The following is a 19,808-nucleotide window of genomic DNA, read 5'->3' as shown; positions in this document are numbered from 1 at the left end:
AGAACTTCACCAAACAAGTATCAAAACTATAAGATTAATCTTAGTAGTGAAATAATATAATAAATTGTGAAATTTTTAGTATTATTACGTGTGTTTTTGAATAGTTTAAAATATGCGAATGATTACTACAAAGCGGCTTTTTTTGATTTTATTGTTTGTTACGCTTTTGGCCACTGATGGCCTCTCTCAAAAAAAAGTCAAGTACAAAAATGTTTTCCCTCTTTTACAAAGTAAAGATTATGCAACTGCAGAACCTTTACTTATCCAGTTTCTGGAAGAAAATCAGGATGAAGCAAACGCATTCTTTTATTTAGGAGAAATTATATCCAGCAAACTTGATACCACTCTTATATTTCCTTCAAAAGAAAGATACGATTCATTAACTGAGAAGGCTATTGATGCTTACAAAAAAGCTATTGCATTGGTTGATGAAAAGGAAGTTCGGAAAAATGATGATTATTACATGGCCTATAATAGGAGGGACCTGCGAACCGGAAAATTTGGTATAAAAATTTCCGATGTGCATCTGGACTATGAAAATAAAATTTCAGGTATTTTCAGTAAGCAACAATTGGTGCATGAAATCCATAGCCAAGGCTCAGAGGCTAAAGAGCTATTGGTCTCATTAAATGAAAATATTCAAAAGCTGGCAGAAAAATTCCCTGATGAAAAAGCCTTTTATTTTCAATCAACTTCTGAAGACCATCAATTATTGGAAAAGATTGAAAATGAACACACAGAATTAGAACAATTAATTACCATCTATGTAGACAAAATCAATTCATTAAGCAACGCCAATTATAAAGGTACATTTCAATCTATAGAAATGAGTGAATGGTCAGATTTGGAAATTTTAGTGCTTGATTTTGACGAATCTGAATTTGTTGTTAAAGATTATAGTGGCTATGCCAATCAATTAATGGAAAAAATAAAGGAAGAAATACTTCCCTTAAAAGAACTAACCATCACTACTGATAATCAAATAGAACAGGTGCTGAAAAGCAATCAAAATATTCAGGATTCAAGTGAAATAAGCTTTGCCAACATTCCGGTTCAACTTAAAGATAATTTAATCGGCTTTGATGTGAATTCTTTGCCTTTAAGGCTATTGCAGTATAAATTGCTCAAAAATGAAGCTCAAATCCTCTCAAATACTCATTTATTTCCTGTACTGGCAGATTCTACTAATGTTTATCAAAGAACTAATACCTTCAATACTTTTCGCTTGAAGCTGGTTGAGATGCAAAATTTATTTGGGTTGATAGAAAAGTCTTCTAATGATAGAGCCTTGTCTGATTATGCTTTCTACCTTAACAAGTTTCAACCTTCCTTTGAAGGATATCTGGCAACCGAAAAGATGGTTTTACAAAATAAACTGAATTTGGTAACAGAGCAGTATGAAAGCATGCAGATAATGAGTCAGAATTTCATTCATGAAGAAGATACCATTTACCTCAACAGGGATTTGGCAATAGAAAATAATTCTCAGAATGAAGTAATGGAGGTAGTGGAGATGGATGAATCCCTCATAATTACTGGGCAGATTAATAGTATTCTCTTTATTGCCAATGCCGGATTTGACATGAAAATACAAAACTATCTTGAACTTGATTCTGTTAATCATTTCAATAAACTCATTCTGTTAAAAGATAACCTGATTTTGAGTTTAACTGAAGTTGTTGAAAACGAGGCTACTAATAACCAAAGTGTTTATTACTTGAAACCTAATATGGAAAAAATATGGACCTTCCAATTCAAAGCTGAATCTGCTGTGAACTCTGCAAAACAAGAAGGGGGAATATTTTTCCTGTATAATGAAAATGGTGATGTGCTTAAAACCCTTAGTTCTTCAGGAAAGGAAATAGGTGCCCGGTAAACTTTGGATTTACTCTATTTAACAAATGGAAAATTCTTTCTTTTCATTTGTTATTAAATCTATTCCTTAATTTATTCCTAATTCCTTCAAAATTCGCATATTTGTGAATCGGTTGAGATTTTATCTAATTTCCACTGGAACGTATTGATTTTCCCTATTCTATTTGAATAAGTATATATGAGTAATAAAATAAAAATTACTTTACCGGATGGTTCGGTAAAAGAATTCGATAAAGGTGTTTCAGGCTATGATGTTGCTATGAGTATTAGTGAAGGCCTGGCTCGTAATGTTTTATCAGCAAAGGTAAATGGACAGGTATGGGACGCTACACGACCAATTGAAAGTGATGCCCATGTACAGCTATTGACCTGGAATGATCCTGAAGGACAAAATACATTTTGGCATTCTTCTGCCCATTTATTGGCAGAGGCACTGGAAGAGCTATATCCTGGTATTAAATTCGGGATAGGACCCCCGATTGAGAACGGCTTTTATTATGATGTTGATTTCGGTGACAAAGTATTAGAGGGAACTGAGTTGGAGAAAATTGAACAAAAGATGCTCGATTTGGCTCGTCAGAAAAATGAATTTTTAAGGTCAGAAGTGTCTAAGAAAGAAGCAATTGACTATTACAATAAAAAAGGAGACGAGTATAAACTGGAATTGATTGATGGTTTGGAAGATGGCAGTATCACCTTCTATCAGCAAGGAAACTTTACAGATTTATGCAGAGGCCCGCATATTCCTAATACAGGGTTTATTAAGGCTGTAAAATTGCTGAACATTGCCGGAGCATACTGGAGAGGCGATGAAAAAAGAAAACAGCTTACACGTATTTATGGAATTACATTTCCAAAACAAAAGGAGTTAAAAGAATACCTTGAGTTGTTGGAAGAAGCCAAAAAGCGGGACCACAGAAAATTAGGTAAGGAGATGGAGCTGTTTGCTTTCTCCGAAAAAGTAGGTTTAGGTTTGCCCTTATGGTTACCTAAAGGCACTATGCTAAGGGATAGGTTAGAGGGCTTCCTTAAGAAAGCCCAGGTAAAGGCAGGCTACCAGCCAGTCATTACTCCTCATATTGGCTCCAAGCAGTTATATGTGACTTCCGGCCATTACGAAAAATACGGAAAAGATTCATTTCAGCCAATAGCTGCACCTGGCGAGGAAGATGGTGAGGAATACCTTTTGAAACCAATGAACTGTCCACACCATTGTGAAATTTATAAAACAAAGCCACGGAGCTATAAGGATTTACCTTTAAGGTTGGCTGAGTTTGGAACTGTATATCGTTATGAGCAAAGTGGGGAATTGCATGGTTTAACACGTGTAAGAAGTTTTACACAGGATGATGCGCATATTTTCTGCAGACCCGATCAGGTAAAAGAAGAGTTTATTAAAGTAATTGATTTGGTGCTTTTTGTCTTCAATTCCCTTGGTTTTGAAGATTTTACTACACAAATCTCTTTACGGGATCCGGAAAATAAGGCAAAATATATTGGTAGTGATGAAGTATGGGAAAAAGCGGAAAAAGCTATTATTGAATCTACTGAAGAAAAAGGCTTAAAAACCATTGTTGAGTTGGGTGAAGCAGCATTTTATGGCCCTAAACTTGATTTTATGGTGAAGGATGCTTTAGGAAGAAGTTGGCAATTAGGAACTATTCAAGTAGATTACAACCTTCCTGAGCGCTTTGAGTTAGAATACATAGGTGCTGATAATGCCAAACACAGACCAGTAATGATCCACAGAGCTCCATTTGGTTCTTTGGAGAGGTTTGTGGCTGTATTGATTGAGCATTGTGGGGGAAATTTCCCGCTTTGGTTGTCACCTGAGCAGATTGCTATTTTGCCTATTTCCGAGAAATATGCAGATTATGCCAATACTGTTTATGCAACTTTGGAGGCCAGCGACATCACCGGGTTTATTGACCACAGGGATGAGAAAATAGGAAGAAAAATAAGGGATGCGGAAATCAAGAAAATTCCTTATATGTTGATAGTTGGTGAAAAGGAAGCAGAAGAAAATAAAGTTTCGATTCGGAAACATGGAGAAGGAGATGTTGGAAGTATGAGTTTGGATGAATTCTCCCTGTTTTTTAATCAAAAAATAGCTGATAGTATCAGTAATAAGTAAAAAAACAAAGGTATTAGATTGTTTGAATTTTGTAATCCAAAATTTATAACGATATTTGCCATTTCATAAACTAAACGAAGGAGGTAACAATTAGTAAAATGCGTAAAAAAGGCAGCTACCGACCTAGAGGTAGGGAAGAAGAACCTTACAAGGTAAATAGTAGAATCCGGGCCAGAGAGGTTCGTGTAGTTGGAGACAATGTTAAAGTGGATGTATACCCACTAGACGAAGCCCTTAAAATGGCTGAGGAACAAAGTCTTGATTTGGTAGAAATTTCGCCCAAAGCCGACCCACCTGTTTGTAAAATTATTGATTATTCAAAATTTAAATACGAGCAAAAAAAGAAGCAGAAAGAAATTAAAGCCAAAGCTCAAAAAACTGTAATCAAAGAAATTCGATTCGGTCCAAATACAGATGACCATGATTTTAATTTTAAATTAAACCATGGCAAGAAATTTTTATCTGAAGGATCTAAATTAAAAGTGTATGTGCACTTTGTAGGTAGAACCATTGTATTTAAGGATAGGGGAGAATTGCTGTTGTTACGTTACGCATCAGAATTGGAAGAATACGGAAAAGTGGAACAATTGCCTAAATTAGAAGGCAAGAGAATGACACTTTTTATTGCTCCTAAAGCAGCTAAATAAGTAAACAATTAAATAAATCTATATAAAATGCCTAAAGTAAAAACTAAATCAGGCGCGAAAAAAAGGTTTAAATTGACTGGAAGCGGTAAGATTAAAAGAAAACATGCTTACAAAAGTCATATTTTGACCAAAAAGGAAACTAAGCAAAAAAGACGCTTAACTGATATGGGTCTTGTTCACAAGACTGATATGGGAAGAGTGAAAGATATGCTTAATCTCTAATTAGTATTTCGCAACGATTACAAAAAGAACGAAGGTTCAATGTTAAACCGGGATTTTTGGTTTGTCAAGTATCAATAATGATCACCAATTTCCAAAAAATTAAAAATTATGCCAAGATCAGTAAATCATGTAGCCTCAAGGGCTAGAAGAAAAAAAATCCTCAAGTTTGCCAAAGGCTACTGGGGTAGAAAGAAAAATGTGTGGACTGTTGCAAAAAATGCTATCGAAAAAGGATGGTTATATGCATACAGAGACAGAAAAGCAAAGAAAAGAGAATTCAGGAAGTTGTGGATTCAAAGAATTAATGCCGGTGCAAGACTGCACGGTATGTCTTACTCTCAGTTCATGGGAGCTGTTCATAAAAACGGTGTTGAATTGAATAGAAAAGTATTGGCTGATTTAGCAATGAATCATCCTGATGCTTTTAAAAGTGTTGTTGAGCAAGTGAAATAAACAACTTTTTAAAATATATATTGGAAGCCTTTCGGAAACGAAAGGCTTTTTTTATGGATTAAACTTTCTACTGCATGAATTTTAATTTCCATTTATGCTAAATGTTAGAGTTATGATAAATCAATAAAATGGTTACTGATGAAATATGATATCTCATGTAAACCCTGTATAATTACTTTCGTAACAATAGATTAGAACCAACGAATTTAAATTCTTTTAAATTATGAAACTATTTAAAATATTCACAATCGCCCTTTTTATTGTTGGAATGCTTGCATGCGACAATCAGGGAAACAGAGAATCCAACACCAATGATACGACTGATGATTTCAAGGAAACCAAAAATGAATGGGTATCCAGGCTCGAAGAAAGCATTGATGACATTGAGGAAGAGTTGGAGGAAATTGGTGATGATCAGGCGACCTCAGAGGTTGAAAGAGAATTGGAAGAAGCTAAACGTGATCTGGAAGAGAATTTAGAAAAGGTAAGAAACTCCTCCAAAGAAACCTGGAATGAAGTAAAAGCAGAAGTAAGTGAAGATTATAACGATGTTAAGAGAAAGCTTAACGAAATGAGCAATAATATTCAACAAGCCATAGAAAATAATTAACAAAGGTTTGACACTATTTGAAAACCGAAAGCAAATAAACTTTCGGTTTTTTTTATTTGAGCTTAACCATATTACCGAAGGAGTAACTACAGAATGAAAATAAGAGGAGTATTAAAATTAGTTCCTAAAACACTTAAAGAGCTAAAAAATAAAAACCCTTTGCAGCTAGCTTCATCTACTGCATTTATTAGCCTGTTTGCCATACCTCCCATACTCGTAATTTTGACTACTGTATTAGGGATATTTATTAAACCGGAGTATTTAAATGAGGAGATATTTGAGCGGATAAGTGGAATATTGGGTAATACCGGAACTGAAGAATTACAAAATATCTTTAATAATTTTCAGGATTTGGCTGAAAGCACCTGGACTTCAATTGGGGTATTTGTTTTTCTTATATTTATAGCCACCAATCTGTTCTTTCTTGTACAATTAAACATTAATGAGTTATGGGAAATCCCCTCAAAAAGTATCCAGCGATTTCGGTATCATTTACGTGGCAGGCTAACGGCAATGGTTTTGGTGCTTATAGGAGGGGTGATTATTTTAGTAGCCATCCTTTCTGATGTAATAGTAGCTTTTATTGGTGATCAAATCAATGAAATATTGCCTAATATTGAAGCTGCACTTGTAAGGGGTATTAGTATTTTATTTTCCCTACTTACTTTTACAGCATGGTTTACTCTATTATTTAAGATATTGCCTAATGCAAAATTATCCTGGCAACCTGCTATAGTAGGAGGTGTTATTGCTTCAGTTTTATTTAATCTGGGTCAGATATTGATAGAATTGATTCTGGTCAATAGTAATATAAAGGGAATATTTGGAGCTTCAAGCAGCATAGTATTGGTTATGCTTTTTATATTTTATGTCTCCTTTATTTTTTATTTTGTGGCCATGTTTATTAAAAATTATGCCTCTTATATTAACCAACCTATTGAAATCCCTTCTTCCGGAATAAAGGAGAAAGAGGATAAAGACTGATTTTTGTCAATCATTATCTAATAGTATTCTTCTAGTGGTGATAAAAAATACGATTAAGACTGTATAAGCAATAAAATAAGGAATGATGAAAGTAATCCAACCCATTGCCATCATATAAGCCATAATAAGTAATTGGAATCCTAAGCCGTAGAAAGAAACCATTGTCATAAACCAATTAGGAAATGCTTTCACTCTGTAAGCTGATTTGTCTAATGAATAAATAATTTTATCAAAAGGTATATATAGGAACATATAGATTTTGAATAGCCAATTGACAGTTTTCTGTTTTTCACCTGGAAATGCCGCAGGGGTCTTCATTTCAAATATTTTGCTTGTAGTATCTGCTCCTTGAGATCTATGCCTTAATATTACATAATAATAGTTATATAAGGTGCCTTGTAATTGGATACAAAAAAAAGCAGTTAATGTGACATAGAGAGGGGAACCAGCCATATAGCCAATTGCCAATAGAAATAAAAAATTCAGTATACTATCAAAAATAGAATCCAGGTACCTGCCTGAATAAGAAGGGGTTTGCTTAAGCCTTGCTAATTCTCCATCCATTGCATCTAAAATTGACTTTAAAATCAAGAAAGCAGCAGCATAATAGTATAACTCATTGAATATGCAGTAAATAGCTATTAAGCCGCATATCCCAAAAAGATAGGTAATATGAATAGGCTGAACCTTGGTGTTCTTGACCAATTCAGCTAAAAATACGGCAGGTTTACGTCCGTAATCGGAAACATCAATAAATTTCTCACTTGTTAATAATTTCGGCATAAGTAATTGTAATGAAACACCAGGCCACTAAAATTCTTGAGATCAATAATTTCAAGAGGGAAGGTAAGGGCTTCGGTAAAGGTAGTAGATTATTTCGCTTAAGTATCAGTTGATAACTTTTGAAAAAGCTTTTTGTTTTACAACCACTAATTCTCATCGTACTTAATACTAAGTTATCCTCTTTTTACTTAAATTTTCACTTTTTAACTAAACCTTACAAAAGTAAGCTAGTATAATTAAGTAAGAACTTTTTAAACTAAAATTTTGACATTATGAAAAATTTACTGGTATTATTTTTAGCATTTCTATTCGTTGCAAATGCAAATGCACAGACCATCTATACTGAATTAAGAGATGGGGTAATTGATAAAGATTATGATTCTTTCAGTCTTTTGGATCCCACAAAAAAGGCAGAACCAAATACTAAAGAAGCAGTTATAATTAGTGATGATTACATGACAAGTATTGTAACCTATACAGATCCTGATTTCCCTTCTCAGGATGTGAAAAAGCAGGTTGAACATGCTATAAAGCACGAATTAATTACTGATGATTACAAGCATAAGAAATCTGGTGGAGAAATGTTGGTTTCTTATTTAGTGTTTGGAAGAGAAGGAACACTAAAAGGAGATTTCACCGATGATGATGAGTTAATAGGAATAGACAGAGCTGAGGAACATGATGTTAAAAAAGGAACCCTGTTGATTTCAGTGATTGATAAAGAAAGTGGCCGGACAGTTTGGTCAGGCTTTAGTGATGGGGCTTTTTCTAGCGAGACGCCTATGGATGACAACAAAGTTATAAAAGTAGTTTCAGATATTTTAGATAGATTAAGACTTGAAAGATAGATTGATGCTTGAAATGAGCAAAGTATTATTTTTTATTCTTTTACTTTACCATTCTTAAGTAGAAACAAAAAGAAGGCTGATTTTGGCAGCCTTCTTATTATCTACAGGTTTTTAATACAGCCTGCAGCTTAAAATATTTAAATAAAAACTATTCGCAACTATAAGTCAATAGAGTATCATCTCCATCATTGGTAGTTACTGTTGGGAATCCATTTTCATTGTAAGTATATGAATAGCTATCAAAATCTTCATTCTGGCCACCATCAGTATACTCTATTTCAGTAGTAGTAATTGGATTATTGGCCGACAAATAAGTATAGAACTCACCATCCCATAATAAAAATGGTAGGTTCCCAAATAAAGGATTTGATTTTGAGTCGTAGGTTAAAGTCAGCTTATTTGAAAGTTCAGGGACAAATCGTTTTTGTTGATGATTTTTACCAGAAGTCTTTTTCAAAGCTCTAATACCAAAAATAGATTTATTTTTTTGATTTGATATTCTTGATGAGCTTTCTTCAAAATCATCATAGTAACTATTGATGGTAGTAACATTATCACCAGTCCATAAGAATTCATCGTAACCATAAAGTACTAAAGCATCTGTTGGTCCAGAGTAATTATCCCAGTTCTCAAGTTTTTCTAATTTTCCGTCATTGTCATAGATGAAAACATATTCATCTAGGTCAGTATCCCCTTCTTCAGAGAATTTTATTTTCGAAAGTTTATTGTTAGAGTAAGTAAATTCAATAAGGTCTGTTTCACCTTCTTCATCTTCTGCTACTGTCACATCAGTAATTAAACCATTAGAATAAATAAAACTATACTCTTCAATACTTTCGTAGTTTTCACATTCTTCAACACCATTATTCATATAGCAATAAAATTCTTCGAAATTAGAATTTAGTTTACTAATGGTTTTGTCGGAATTATAAGAAAATACAATAGAAATAGACCCCTCAGAGCTATTATACTCATCTTCATATTCGAAATTACTTGAAATGGTCAACACTTGACAGGCTAAATCGGTACTGTCATCGATTGGAGCTACAGGCTCCGGATCTTCATTGCACCCTACCACTAGCAGAGTAAACAAAGCGATTGGAAATAATTGGATTTTCATTTTTATATATATAAAATTCAGCAAATCTAATCTAATATTTCAATTAATTACTATCCCAAATGCTTTATTACTTTGAATTTTTAAATCATGAATATGCCGTTAAAATTGAAGTGATACAATTAAATTAACAAGTGTGAGAAATTCGTAAAAAGTAATAAATTTTTCTAAATTCATTTCTATTTCCATTAATCAATTATTTCTCATTAACTTTGCACTTTATACCAATAAAAGTTGTTGGTAAGCAAAAATAAATGTGTCACCAAAGCAGGACTGTGAATCCTGTGAAAACGTGAATTATGAGTAAAAAAGGAAGAGTATTAGTAGCCATGAGTGGCGGAATCGACAGCTCATTGGCAGCAGTTTTGTTACATGAACAAGGCTATGAAGTCATAGGAATGACTATGAAAACATGGGATTATGCCTCATCTGGCAGCTCCAAAAAGGAAACAGGTTGTTGCAGCTTGGATTCGATCAACGATGCCCGAAACTTAGCGGTTAATTTGGGCTTTCCCCATTACATCCTGGATATCCGTGAGGAGTTTGGCGATTATGTGATCAATCATTTTACGGATGAGTACCTGGCCGGTAGAACACCTAATCCATGTGTGCTTTGTAATACCCACATCAAATGGGATTCATTGCTACGCAGAGCCGATAAATTAGGCTGCGATTATATTGCAACAGGCCACTATGCCAAAGTAAGGGAAGAGAATGGTCGATATATTATTTCCCGTGGAAAAGATTTGAACAAGGATCAATCCTATGCACTTTGGGGAGTTTCCCAGGAAAGCTTAAGTAGGACTATTTTACCACTTGGGGATTTAACTAAACCTGAAATTCGTAAAATGGCCGAAGATAAAGGCTTCTATGAATTGGTGAATAAATCAGAATCATACGAAATCTGTTTTGTGCCGGATAATGATTACCGTGGCTTCCTGAAAAGAAGGGTAGAAGGCCTGGCAGAAAAAGTGGCCGGTGGAGAATTTGTGCTGGAAGACGGAACAGTAGTCGGCACACATGAAGGCTATCCATTTTATACTGTAGGTCAAAGAAAGGGTTTGGGAATTGCTTTGGGTTATCCTGTATATGTTACAGAAATACAAAAAGATAAGAATAGAGTAGTATTAGGTACTTTTGATGAATTGGAACGCAACGGAATGTATGTGAAGCAATTGGTCATGAGCAAATATCCTGAGCTAAACGGCCGGTTGGATACTGTTACAAAAGTCCGCTACAATGATGATGGTTCTCCTGCTGTTATTGAGCAGGTTGGGGATACTATGAAAGTTTTCTTCGGAACGGGAGTATCGGCTATTGCCCCCGGGCAGGCTGCTGTTTTTTACGAGGGGGACGATGTTGTTGGCGGGGGATGGATTGTGTCCGCATTCAAGCAAAAAGATGAAAAAAAGAAACTATCTCATTCTATTTAGTTTTATTGCAGCCTTTTGGGCTTGTGAAAATACTACTATTGAGCCCGACCCTGATAGGTTGGGCTTTCAGTTTTTTCCTGTTTCCATTAATGATAAGTGCATTTATGAAGTGGAAGAAATCAATTATAGAAATGATGGTACAATTGATACTGTTCATTATACCATTCAGGATGAATTGATAGATTCCGTCCAAAATGATTTTAAGGTAACGATTCAAGGATATAGATATAAGATTGTCAACAATTGCACTAGAGAAATATTAAATACCATTGAAATTACCAGAAACCCACAAATTGCTACTCAAAAATTAGGCAATAATCATGAGGTGAAATTAAGTTTCCCTGTGAAAGAAGCACTTCAATGGAATGGAAAACCTTCTGAAAGCGAAAGTGATGAATATGTGCTTTATAAGGTTTTTCAGCCTTATGAGATAGAAGATTCCATTTTTAGCAGCACATTGCATGTTATTCAGGAAGATAACCAGGATTCTGTAATAGCTTTTGACAAGCGAATAGAAGTTTATGCAGCCAATGTTGGCTTGATCTATAAACTTTCCTCTCAGCTAGAATTTTGTAATGAAACAGAATGCTTAGGACTAAAACAAATTGATTTTGGTAAAACTGTTACTATACAACGAGTTTTGGAATAAATGTCCATTAAATTTCTATTTATGTTAATTTTTTCTAGAAAAAATTAACTGCAAAGAATTTTTGCAGGATTGTTAATACAAACATCATCCCTAGCACCAATGGGCAAATGTATACAATCATAAAATTAAAATACTTTTCCAATAAAGAGCCTGAATACTTACTATAGCCATTGCTTACTTCATTTGATAAGCTCTTCACTTTCCATTGCCACGCAATAAAGATACTTAGTAATAAACCTCCTAATGGTAAACTTATTACAAAGAAAATATCCTGAACAACATCCATGAATGTTTTATATTCTCCTTCATAGTAAACAAATTCTGTAAAAAGATCTACCGCACCAAACCCTAGCATACTTGGTAAACCTATGATGAAAATGATAACAGCCATAACTGAAACAGCTTTAATCCGGCTCCATTTTTTCTCATCAATAAGAAATGAAACAGGCACCTCCAATAAAGAAATTGTTGAAGTAAGTGCTGCAAAGCACAATAAGAGGAAGAATCCACCACCTACTATTTTGGCGATAATCAATGGCATTGTTTTGAACACACCCAATAAGGCAACAAAGACTAATCCAGGACCTTCACTGGGAGATTGACCCTGGGAAAATACCAATGGGAAAATCATTAAACCCGCTAAAAATGCAACCATTGAATCAGTTATAGTAACTAGTGTTGCAGAATTAACAATATTGTCATTTTTACCAATATAGGAACCATATGTTATAAGAGCTCCCATCCCTAAACTTAAGGAAAAGAATGCTTGTCCCAGAGCTGAATAAATGGTAGCTCCATTAATTAAACTAAAGTCTGGTAACAAATAGAATTTGACTCCATCAATTGCGTTGGGGAGAGTTAAGCCATAAATAATAATAGCAATAAGTATTAAGAAAAGTGTGGGCATTAAAATCTTGGAAGTACCTTCAATTCCTTTTTTAATACCCTTGTATACAATAAATGCAGTTATCACCATAAAGACTATGCTATACATCAGATTATCTTCATAGTTGGCTACATAGTTTGAAAAGTAGCTGCTGAAATTACTTTCTTCGAAAATATCACCAGAAACAATTTGTATGAAATAACCAAAAGCCCATCCTGAGACCACATTATAAAAGGACAATATCATCACTCCGCAAATTATTCCGAATAAACCAACCAAAGCCCATGCTTTTCCGCCTAACTTTTTGAAAGCTCCAAATGGATTTGACTGAGTATTTCTACCGATTGCTATTTCTCCCACCATAATAGGCAGACCAATTAAGAAAATCCATAATGCATATACCAGTAGAAAGGCCGCTCCTCCATTTTCACCTGTTACATAAGGAAATTGCCATATATTTCCCAAGCCTACTGCAGAACCTGCAGCTGCAGCTACAAAACCTAATTTACTGGAAAAACCACCCCTCTTTGATTCCATTTTGGATATTGTTTTTTGAAATTGAAAATATAATAATAATTGTTTTTGGTGGAAAAAAACAGATAAAAAAGAAGCTTTAGCAAAGGAAAGTCCATTATACTTCAACTATCCTAGCTATTCCGGCAATTAATCAGTACCCATTGTAGGAATTGTTTTGTTATCAGGTTTTGAAATAACTATCAGTTTTAAAAAACAGCTTAAATAAGTGAGAAATAATTCATCTGTTCTGTGGTCATTTCATCTCAGGATTATGGGGCTTTGGTCGTTATTATTTGTATGAGAATAAAAATGAGTGGATTTTAGCAGTTTAATTGGATAACTGATTCTTATGACAAATATTTTATTGATAACCCATGCTATTGCCGGCTTGGTTACTCTTATAGCAGGTATTGGAGCAATGGTTTCACCTAAACGCTTGAAGGTTCACCGTCCTTTTGGGAAGATTTTTTATTATACCATGTGGTACGTGGTAGTTACGGCCTTTGCTTTATCACTCTTAAAAACCAATTATTTCCTATTTATGGTTGGAATTTTAGTCTTTTATACCAATGTGATGGGGTTTAGAAGTTTGCAGCTTTATAAAAGTAAAGTAATATCAGTAGGATGGAAAGAATGGGGAGTGTGGGCTTTTACAGTAGTACTTTTAGTAGGTGTACACATCTATATTATTGTTCATTCAGGTTTTCAGACTGATGGTGTTTTTATGATTATCAATATTTTCACTCTTATTTTAACTCTTAACCTCTTACAGGATGCAAAGTTATTTAGGGCTAAAAGTATTGAAAGAAAGAGATATCTGATAGCTCATATAGGTAAAATGGGAGGTACTTTTATTGCAGCCGTTACCGCAGCCTTAGTACAAAATGTAGTAACCAATCCACTTTGGGTAGGCTGGCTATTGCCGGCAGCAATATTTACCCCGGCAATTGTTTTTTATATTAAACAGGTAAGAAAAGGGTCTTTTTGGCAGAAGAGAAGAATAATCAATTAGTAGTCACTATAAGAGAAAAATTATATGTGCCAGGCTATTATTTAAAAATAATAGCCTGGCAATTTTAACCTTAATCAAAAACATAGCTAACTTGCATCTATGTTACAATTAGGAAAATGGAATAAGCTTAAAATTGTTCGTGATTCCCCTCAAGGCTTGTATTTGAGCGATGGTGATCAGGATGTACTATTACCCAATAAATATGTGCCCAAGGAATTTTTAAACTCTGAGGGTACTGCCCGCATGCCGGAAGATGATCAGGAAATTGATGTTTTTATTTACAAAGATTCAGGGCAAAGGTGGATTGCGACTACACTCAAACCTGTAGCTGAGGTAAATGAAATGGGTTTTTTCGAGGTAAAGCAAATTACTACTGTGGGAGCTTTCCTGGATTGGGGACTTGAAAAAGATTTAATCATCCCATATTCAGAACAAACAGACGATTTGGAGGTGGGTGACTGGATTGTTGCCTATGTCACTATTGATCCTAAAACGGAAAGGATAGTAGCCTCTATGCATATTGATACTTTCCTTGAGAGTGGCTATGGTGATTTGAAAGAAGGTCAGGTAGTTGATTTAATGGTCTATAGAATCACAGAACTGGGATATGAAGTAGTGGTTGACCAGAAATATAAAGGATTAATCTATCAAAATACGGTATTTGAGCCATTGGATATTGGCATGGAGAGCAAAGGCAAGATCAAATCTTTGCGTGCCGATGGCAAAATTGATGTGCAATGGTTTATAGAGAAAGAAGAAAAGCAAAAAGAAATCCTTACCCTACTCGCTGAAAATGAAGGTTATATGCCTTATCATGATAAATCAGATCCTGAAAAAATCAAAGAAGTTTTCGGATTGAGCAAGAAAGAATTTAAAAGACAAATCGGCCATCTTTATAAAGAAAAGAAGATCAAAATATTAGCTGATGGTATTTACAGCATGGAAGAAGTTTAACTACAATCTTAGGAAAATAAAAAAGCCACAAATTTTAAAATCTGTGGCTTTTCACTTTTATAGATGATCAATTTACTCTTCAGTAATGGTCACTTTTTCCATTACATCACCTGCTTTAATTTGATCAATAATGTCCAGTCCCTCATAAACCTTACCGAAAACAGTATGATTACGATCTAAATGTTGTGTGTTCTTTCTGTTATGGCATATGAAGAATTGTGATCCTCCCGTGTTTCTACCTGCATGAGCCATAGAAAGCACTCCTTTATCATGAAATTGGTTCTCCCCATCTAATTCACAATCGATAGAATAACCCGGGCCACCGGCTCCGGTACCAGTTGGGTCTCCTCCCTGAATCACAAATTCAGGAATAACTCTGTGGAATTTTAATCCATCATAATATCCTTTTTTGGCCAAATCGTGAAAATTTTTGACAGTTTTAGGGGCGTCTTTATCAAAAAATTCAATCTTTAAAGTGCCTCTGTTGGTTACTATTTCCGCTTTACTCATATTTTTATTTTTTTATTTCAGAATGTAAAAATAGTGCATTCTATTAAATAATTAGGTGATAATTCCTTATGAAATGGAAGAATTAACAAAAATGTGCCCTATGATTTTGGTTTACGTATAATTATTGCCTTATGCCATTCTCAGCATTGCACTTTTAGGCTTTTTATTGCCTTTAGCTCTTCATATACCATGGCAGATATTCCTATAATTGATACATATCAACTATAGGAATAATGAATATCATCGTTTTTAACTTCGGATATTATTTGTTTTGATGAATAAAAACAAAAGATATGGTATTCCAGAAAGTCAATAAAAGAAACGAGGTGGGAATTGAAAAAGAGGTCGAGGCTTTCAGAATACATGGACTCTGGGACTATTTTGAGCAATTTTTTCAACATAAACCCTGTCAAATTAGAATCATCCACATACATAGAGACAGTAAAAGTATTTTTCGAAATAATCAGTGTAAGCTCCTGAAAATATTGAGTGGGAATCCTACTATAATGATAACCAAAGCAAAAATTGATGCGCAAAAAGGAGATGAGTTTTATATAGCTTCACTCAGCAGTTACCAGATTATCACCAATAGCAGTTCAGCCAATATATTGGAAGTTACAGTTGAAACAGTTGTTATGGAAGACAGACTTTTTGAGAAGTAGAAAATTGGGTTGTTACTTGTATTGAGGTCAATTGGATATCAGGAATGTCTGAATCATATTTCTATCCTATTCTTAATAAATTTACAGTAGGTGGGGGCTGATCTTATGAACGAATTCCCACCCAATTGATGTTTCCTTTTACATTAGTAGATAGCTTAATATTTACCAATAGTACTTTATCAATTACAAGCTACAGTTATTATGACTTCATCTAAAGAATAATTAAATTTTTTAGAATCTGCATGATAATTTTTTAATCTATCCCAATTTCATTTCATAAGAATTGAAAAATTTCAAGAACTAAAAAAATTATATACTTGCATTTTTCTGCCTGTCTTTTATCTCTTACTTGTTAGAACGAAGTTAATCAATCCGATAGCATCTCCCGATGATATATATCAGCGTCAGAGGAGATTATGATCAATTTTATGTTTTTATTCAGGTTTCCATCCCTTTAATTCAAGGCTTGCCGTATTTAACAATTTAGCAATAATCAATTAAAAAATCTTCAGGATTAATAACCATAGTGGTGACAAGGATCAACGTTGGAAATAATGAATATCATCGTTTAGAGAAAAGTTAATCATTTGCTTTGATAGAACTAAACAACTAAAATTATGAAGAGCAAAGCCAAAACCTATACCAGGAATGATGTAAATGTATACAAGGATAGTGGGTCCTGGGGACAATTCGAACAGTATTGTCATAAAGAGCCATGTACTGTTAAATTAATCAATATAAAGGCCGGAAAGGAACTTTCTTTGCAGTATCATGAAAATAGAAGTGAGTTCTGGAAGATCATTAGTGGAGATCCTATACTTGTAATTGGAGATATGATTATTGAAGGACAAAAAGACGATGAATTTTTTATACCAACATTAACAGAACACCAGATTATTACCCAGGGAAAGCCTGCTACTATCCTTGAAATTGCATATGGAGTATTTGAAGAAGCCGATACCGAAAGATCTATAAAAGAATCAACATCAGTTTGATTTTAATGCAGTAAAGTAGATTAGTAGAATCATAACAATGTAATATGCACAACTACAAATACATATCACTTTTTAAAAATGTAAGCCTTGATGATGTAAACAAAGTTGGAAGTAAAAATGCTTCGCTTGGTGAGCTATATAATAAGTTGGCTCCAAAAGGAATTAACATACCGGACGGATTCGTTATTACCACCGATGCTTATTGGGCTTTCTTGGATAGTGATAATATACGCAACAAATTAAACCAGATACTTAATAAGCTGGATAGGAAAGAATTCTCCAATTTGAATATAATTGGTAATGCCTGCAGAACATTGATCATGAATGTGCCATTACCTGAAAGCTTATCCGATGAGATAATAGCGGCATCTAAACATTTGAATTCCAAATACAGAAGTGATATACAACTGGCGGTAAGGAGCAGTGCTGCATTTAAAAATTTGCCTTACGCTAGTTTTGCGGGTCAGCAGGAAAGTTATCTCAATATTGAATCAGAAGAAGAGCTATTGCATGCGTGTATTGCTTGCTATGCTTCATTGTTCACCAATAGAGCCATAAAGTATCGCGAAGAAAACAATTTTAATCATTTGGAGGTAGGGCTTTCTATCGGTGTACAAAAAATGGTGCGGTCAGATAAAGCTTGTGCAGGAATAGCCTTTACTTTCGATCCTGAAACTGGTTTTAATGATGTTGTGACTATCAGAGGCTCCTGGGGCTTGGGAGAGAATGTGGTCAAGGGAAATATCACAGCTGATGAGTTTATTCTTTATAAACCGGCACTTAAAAGTAATAAAAAAGCTATTCTATCCAAATATCTTGGGGCAAAGCAGAAAACGATGACTTATGTAATCCCAACAAAAGAATCAGCACTTTCACTTGAAACTAAGACAATAAACCTGAACACTGATAAAGAAAAGCAAGAACAGTATGTATTGACCCATACAGAGATTGAGAAACTGGGAAATTGGTCAGCTCAAATAGAAGAACATTATCAGTCTGCTATGGATATTGAATGGGCTAAAGATGGCGTGGATGATGAAATTTATATAGTGCAGGCAAGACCAACTACACGATATATAGAAGAACCGAAAGTAACGCACTTTTCTGATTATAAACTACTTAAAGAAGGAAATATACTTATTGAAGGCATCAAGGTAGGAAATAAAATTATTTCAGGAAAAGCAAGAATTTTAAAAAGCCCGGCAGAGATCGACTTATTGCAAGCAGGTGAAATTTTAGTAACCCACCATACCAATCCCGACTGGGATCCGGTACTAAGGAAGGCTTTAGCCATCATCACCGACAGGGGAGGGATTACCAGCCATGCTGCTATCATAGCCAATGAAACCGGGTCGGTTGCTGTTGTAAGTACCGGAAATGCTACAAATGTAATTGAAGATGGGCAAGAAATTACGGTGAGTGCCGCAAGCGCTAAAAAAGGTGTTGTATATGAAGGTCTGTTAGAATGGAATGCTAAAGAAATTGTTTTAAGCGATGTTAAACTGCCACGAACGAAAGTAATGTTGATGTTGTCCGATCCAAGTCAGGCTTTTAAATTGTCGTTTTTACCCAATAAAGGTGTAGGCTTACTACGGCTTGAATTTATTTTTGCCAATAGCATCAAAATTCATCCCATGGCATTGGTCAATTTTAAATCCATCAAAAACCTTGAAGTAAAGCAGCAAATAGAAGAATTGACCACACAATTTGAAAATAAGGAAGCTTATTTCATTGAAAAGCTGTCTCAATCAGTGGCCACTATAGCAGCAGCTTTCTATCCAAAGGAAGTATTGGTTAGAATGAGTGATTTCAAGACCAATGAATATGCTAATATGATTGGAGGAAAACAATTTGAACCTAAAGAGGAAAATCCCATGCTTGGATGGAGAGGAGCCTCAAGGTACTACAGTGAAGGCTATAAGGAAGCTTTTCGTCTGGAATGTGAAGCAATGAAACTCGTAAGGGATGAAATGGGCTTCACTAATGTGAAATTGATGATCCCTTTCTGCAGAACACCCAAGGAAGCAGGAAAGGTGTTGAAAATTATGGAAGAATACGGACTCAAACAAGGAGAAAATGCGCTTGAAATTTATTTGATGGCAGAAGTTCCCAGTAATGTTATTCTTGCTGAGGAATTTGCTCAATTGTTTGATGGTTTCTCCATTGGTTCCAATGATCTGACTCAATTATCTTTAGGAGTGGAACGTGATTCTGTTGTGCTATCTGATTTATTTGATGCTGAAAATGAAGCCATTAAAAGATCCATCAAAGATTTAATTAACAAAGCTCATGATTCATCCATTCTTGTGGGATTATGTGGACAGGCTGCAGGGGATTCATCCGAGTTTGCAGATTTATTGATTCGATTAGGGATAGATAGTATCACTTTTAGTCCGGATAATATCATTAAAGGAATAGAAACTATCAATCGAGTGGAGTCATACCTGAAGCAGGGCGTGAAATCTTAGTGAAATTATAAAAGCCATCCCACAATCACAATTGGAGATGGCCTTCGTTA

19 protein-coding genes are annotated in these 19,808 nt (G+C 34.6%); 15 read left to right on the top strand and 4 right to left on the bottom strand.

Features of this window, described 5'->3' with window-relative positions; all coding sequences use genetic code 11:
- The first annotated feature begins 118 nt into the window (after positions 1-118).
- The 7 genes from JKA74_RS05475 to JKA74_RS05445 all read left to right on the top strand — a co-directional run bounded on the left by JKA74_RS05475 (position 119) and on the right by JKA74_RS05445 (position 6,925).
- On the top strand, positions 119-1,876 hold the full coding sequence (locus tag JKA74_RS05475; protein ID WP_201430139.1) for a tol-pal system YbgF family protein: 1,758 nt from the start codon (positions 119-121) through the stop codon (positions 1,874-1,876).
- A gap of 177 nt (positions 1,877-2,053) precedes the next feature.
- Positions 2,054-4,009: a threonine--tRNA ligase gene (gene thrS / locus JKA74_RS05470; protein ID WP_201430138.1), complete on the top strand. Its 1,956-nt coding sequence runs from the start codon at positions 2,054-2,056 to the stop codon at positions 4,007-4,009.
- Positions 4,010-4,107: 98 nt separating this feature from the next.
- The gene (gene infC / locus JKA74_RS05465; protein ID WP_201430137.1) at positions 4,108-4,656 is read left to right on the top strand and encodes a translation initiation factor IF-3; all 549 of its coding nucleotides are present in this window, start codon (positions 4,108-4,110) and stop codon (positions 4,654-4,656) included.
- Positions 4,657-4,683: 27 nt separating this feature from the next.
- Positions 4,684-4,878 (top strand): 50S ribosomal protein L35, encoded by a 195-nt coding sequence (gene rpmI / locus JKA74_RS05460; RefSeq protein WP_188467378.1) that lies wholly within the window; start codon positions 4,684-4,686, stop codon positions 4,876-4,878.
- A 108-nt stretch (positions 4,879-4,986) separates the two neighbouring features.
- A complete protein-coding gene (gene rplT / locus JKA74_RS05455; RefSeq protein WP_201430136.1) occupies positions 4,987-5,331 on the top strand; it encodes a 50S ribosomal protein L20 in 345 nt (114 codons plus the stop codon).
- Positions 5,332-5,554: 223 nt separating this feature from the next.
- Complete coding sequence (locus JKA74_RS05450; protein WP_201430135.1) at positions 5,555-5,941, top strand: hypothetical protein; 387 nt, start codon at positions 5,555-5,557, stop codon at positions 5,939-5,941.
- Positions 5,942-6,034: 93 nt separating this feature from the next.
- Entirely contained in the window at positions 6,035-6,925 is an 891-nt protein-coding gene (locus JKA74_RS05445) for a YihY/virulence factor BrkB family protein (RefSeq protein WP_201430134.1), read from the top strand.
- 6 nt (positions 6,926-6,931) lie between these two features.
- Here the strand turns inward: JKA74_RS05445 and JKA74_RS05440 are convergent, their stop codons facing one another.
- Positions 6,932-7,708 (bottom strand): CDP-alcohol phosphatidyltransferase family protein, encoded by a 777-nt coding sequence (locus tag JKA74_RS05440; RefSeq protein ID WP_201430133.1) that lies wholly within the window; start codon positions 7,706-7,708, stop codon positions 6,932-6,934.
- Positions 7,709-7,980: 272 nt separating this feature from the next.
- Here JKA74_RS05440 and JKA74_RS05435 point away from each other — a divergent pair, with 272 nt between their 5' ends.
- Positions 7,981-8,556, top strand: coding sequence for a DUF4136 domain-containing protein (locus tag JKA74_RS05435; protein ID WP_201430132.1), 576 nt, complete (start codon positions 7,981-7,983; stop codon positions 8,554-8,556).
- A 148-nt stretch (positions 8,557-8,704) separates the two neighbouring features.
- On the opposite strand, the gene JKA74_RS05430 is transcribed toward JKA74_RS05435, so the two are convergent.
- Positions 8,705-9,676, bottom strand: coding sequence for a hypothetical protein (locus JKA74_RS05430; RefSeq protein WP_201430131.1), 972 nt, complete (start codon positions 9,674-9,676; stop codon positions 8,705-8,707).
- Between the two features lie 296 nt (positions 9,677-9,972).
- Between JKA74_RS05430 and mnmA the strand changes: the two genes are divergently transcribed.
- The gene (mnmA, locus tag JKA74_RS05425; protein WP_201430130.1) at positions 9,973-11,106 is read left to right on the top strand and encodes a tRNA 2-thiouridine(34) synthase MnmA; all 1,134 of its coding nucleotides are present in this window, start codon (positions 9,973-9,975) and stop codon (positions 11,104-11,106) included.
- Entirely contained in the window at positions 11,075-11,755 is a 681-nt protein-coding gene (locus JKA74_RS05420; protein ID WP_201430129.1) for a hypothetical protein, read from the top strand. Before mnmA ends, JKA74_RS05420 begins: the two co-directional genes overlap by 32 nt.
- 34 nt (positions 11,756-11,789) lie before the next feature.
- On the opposite strand, the gene JKA74_RS05415 is transcribed toward JKA74_RS05420, so the two are convergent.
- Positions 11,790-13,178: a sodium-dependent transporter gene (locus tag JKA74_RS05415; RefSeq protein WP_201430128.1), complete on the bottom strand. Its 1,389-nt coding sequence runs from the start codon at positions 13,176-13,178 to the stop codon at positions 11,790-11,792.
- Positions 13,179-13,506: 328 nt separating this feature from the next.
- Here JKA74_RS05415 and JKA74_RS05410 point away from each other — a divergent pair, with 328 nt between their 5' ends.
- Both JKA74_RS05410 and JKA74_RS05405 read left to right on the top strand, forming a co-directional pair.
- Positions 13,507-14,169, top strand: coding sequence for a hypothetical protein (locus JKA74_RS05410; protein ID WP_201430127.1), 663 nt, complete (start codon positions 13,507-13,509; stop codon positions 14,167-14,169).
- Positions 14,170-14,268: 99 nt separating this feature from the next.
- Complete coding sequence (locus tag JKA74_RS05405; protein ID WP_201430126.1) at positions 14,269-15,123, top strand: CvfB family protein; 855 nt, start codon at positions 14,269-14,271, stop codon at positions 15,121-15,123.
- Positions 15,124-15,195: 72 nt separating this feature from the next.
- Here the strand turns inward: JKA74_RS05405 and JKA74_RS05400 are convergent, their stop codons facing one another.
- Positions 15,196-15,633, bottom strand: coding sequence for a peptidylprolyl isomerase (locus JKA74_RS05400; protein WP_201430125.1), 438 nt, complete (start codon positions 15,631-15,633; stop codon positions 15,196-15,198).
- A gap of 293 nt (positions 15,634-15,926) precedes the next feature.
- Here JKA74_RS05400 and JKA74_RS05395 point away from each other — a divergent pair, with 293 nt between their 5' ends.
- From JKA74_RS05395 to ppsA, 3 genes are all read left to right on the top strand, one after another.
- Positions 15,927-16,295, top strand: a complete 369-nt coding sequence (locus JKA74_RS05395) for a hypothetical protein (RefSeq protein WP_201430124.1) — start codon at positions 15,927-15,929, stop codon at positions 16,293-16,295.
- Between the two features lie 617 nt (positions 16,296-16,912).
- A complete protein-coding gene (locus tag JKA74_RS05390; RefSeq protein WP_201430123.1) occupies positions 16,913-17,290 on the top strand; it encodes a cupin domain-containing protein in 378 nt (125 codons plus the stop codon).
- 44 nt (positions 17,291-17,334) lie between these two features.
- On the top strand, positions 17,335-19,758 hold the full coding sequence (gene ppsA, locus JKA74_RS05385; RefSeq protein ID WP_201430122.1) for a phosphoenolpyruvate synthase: 2,424 nt from the start codon (positions 17,335-17,337) through the stop codon (positions 19,756-19,758).
- Positions 19,759-19,808: the final 50 nt, after the last annotated feature.

Origin of the sequence: Marivirga aurantiaca (assembly GCF_016679925.1) — a bacterium.
GTDB classification, from domain to species: Bacteria; Bacteroidota; Bacteroidia; order Cytophagales; family Cyclobacteriaceae; genus Marivirga; species Marivirga aurantiaca.
The sequence above is the reverse complement of the archived record's forward strand: the minus strand, read 5'-3'. Positions and strand labels throughout refer to the sequence as shown.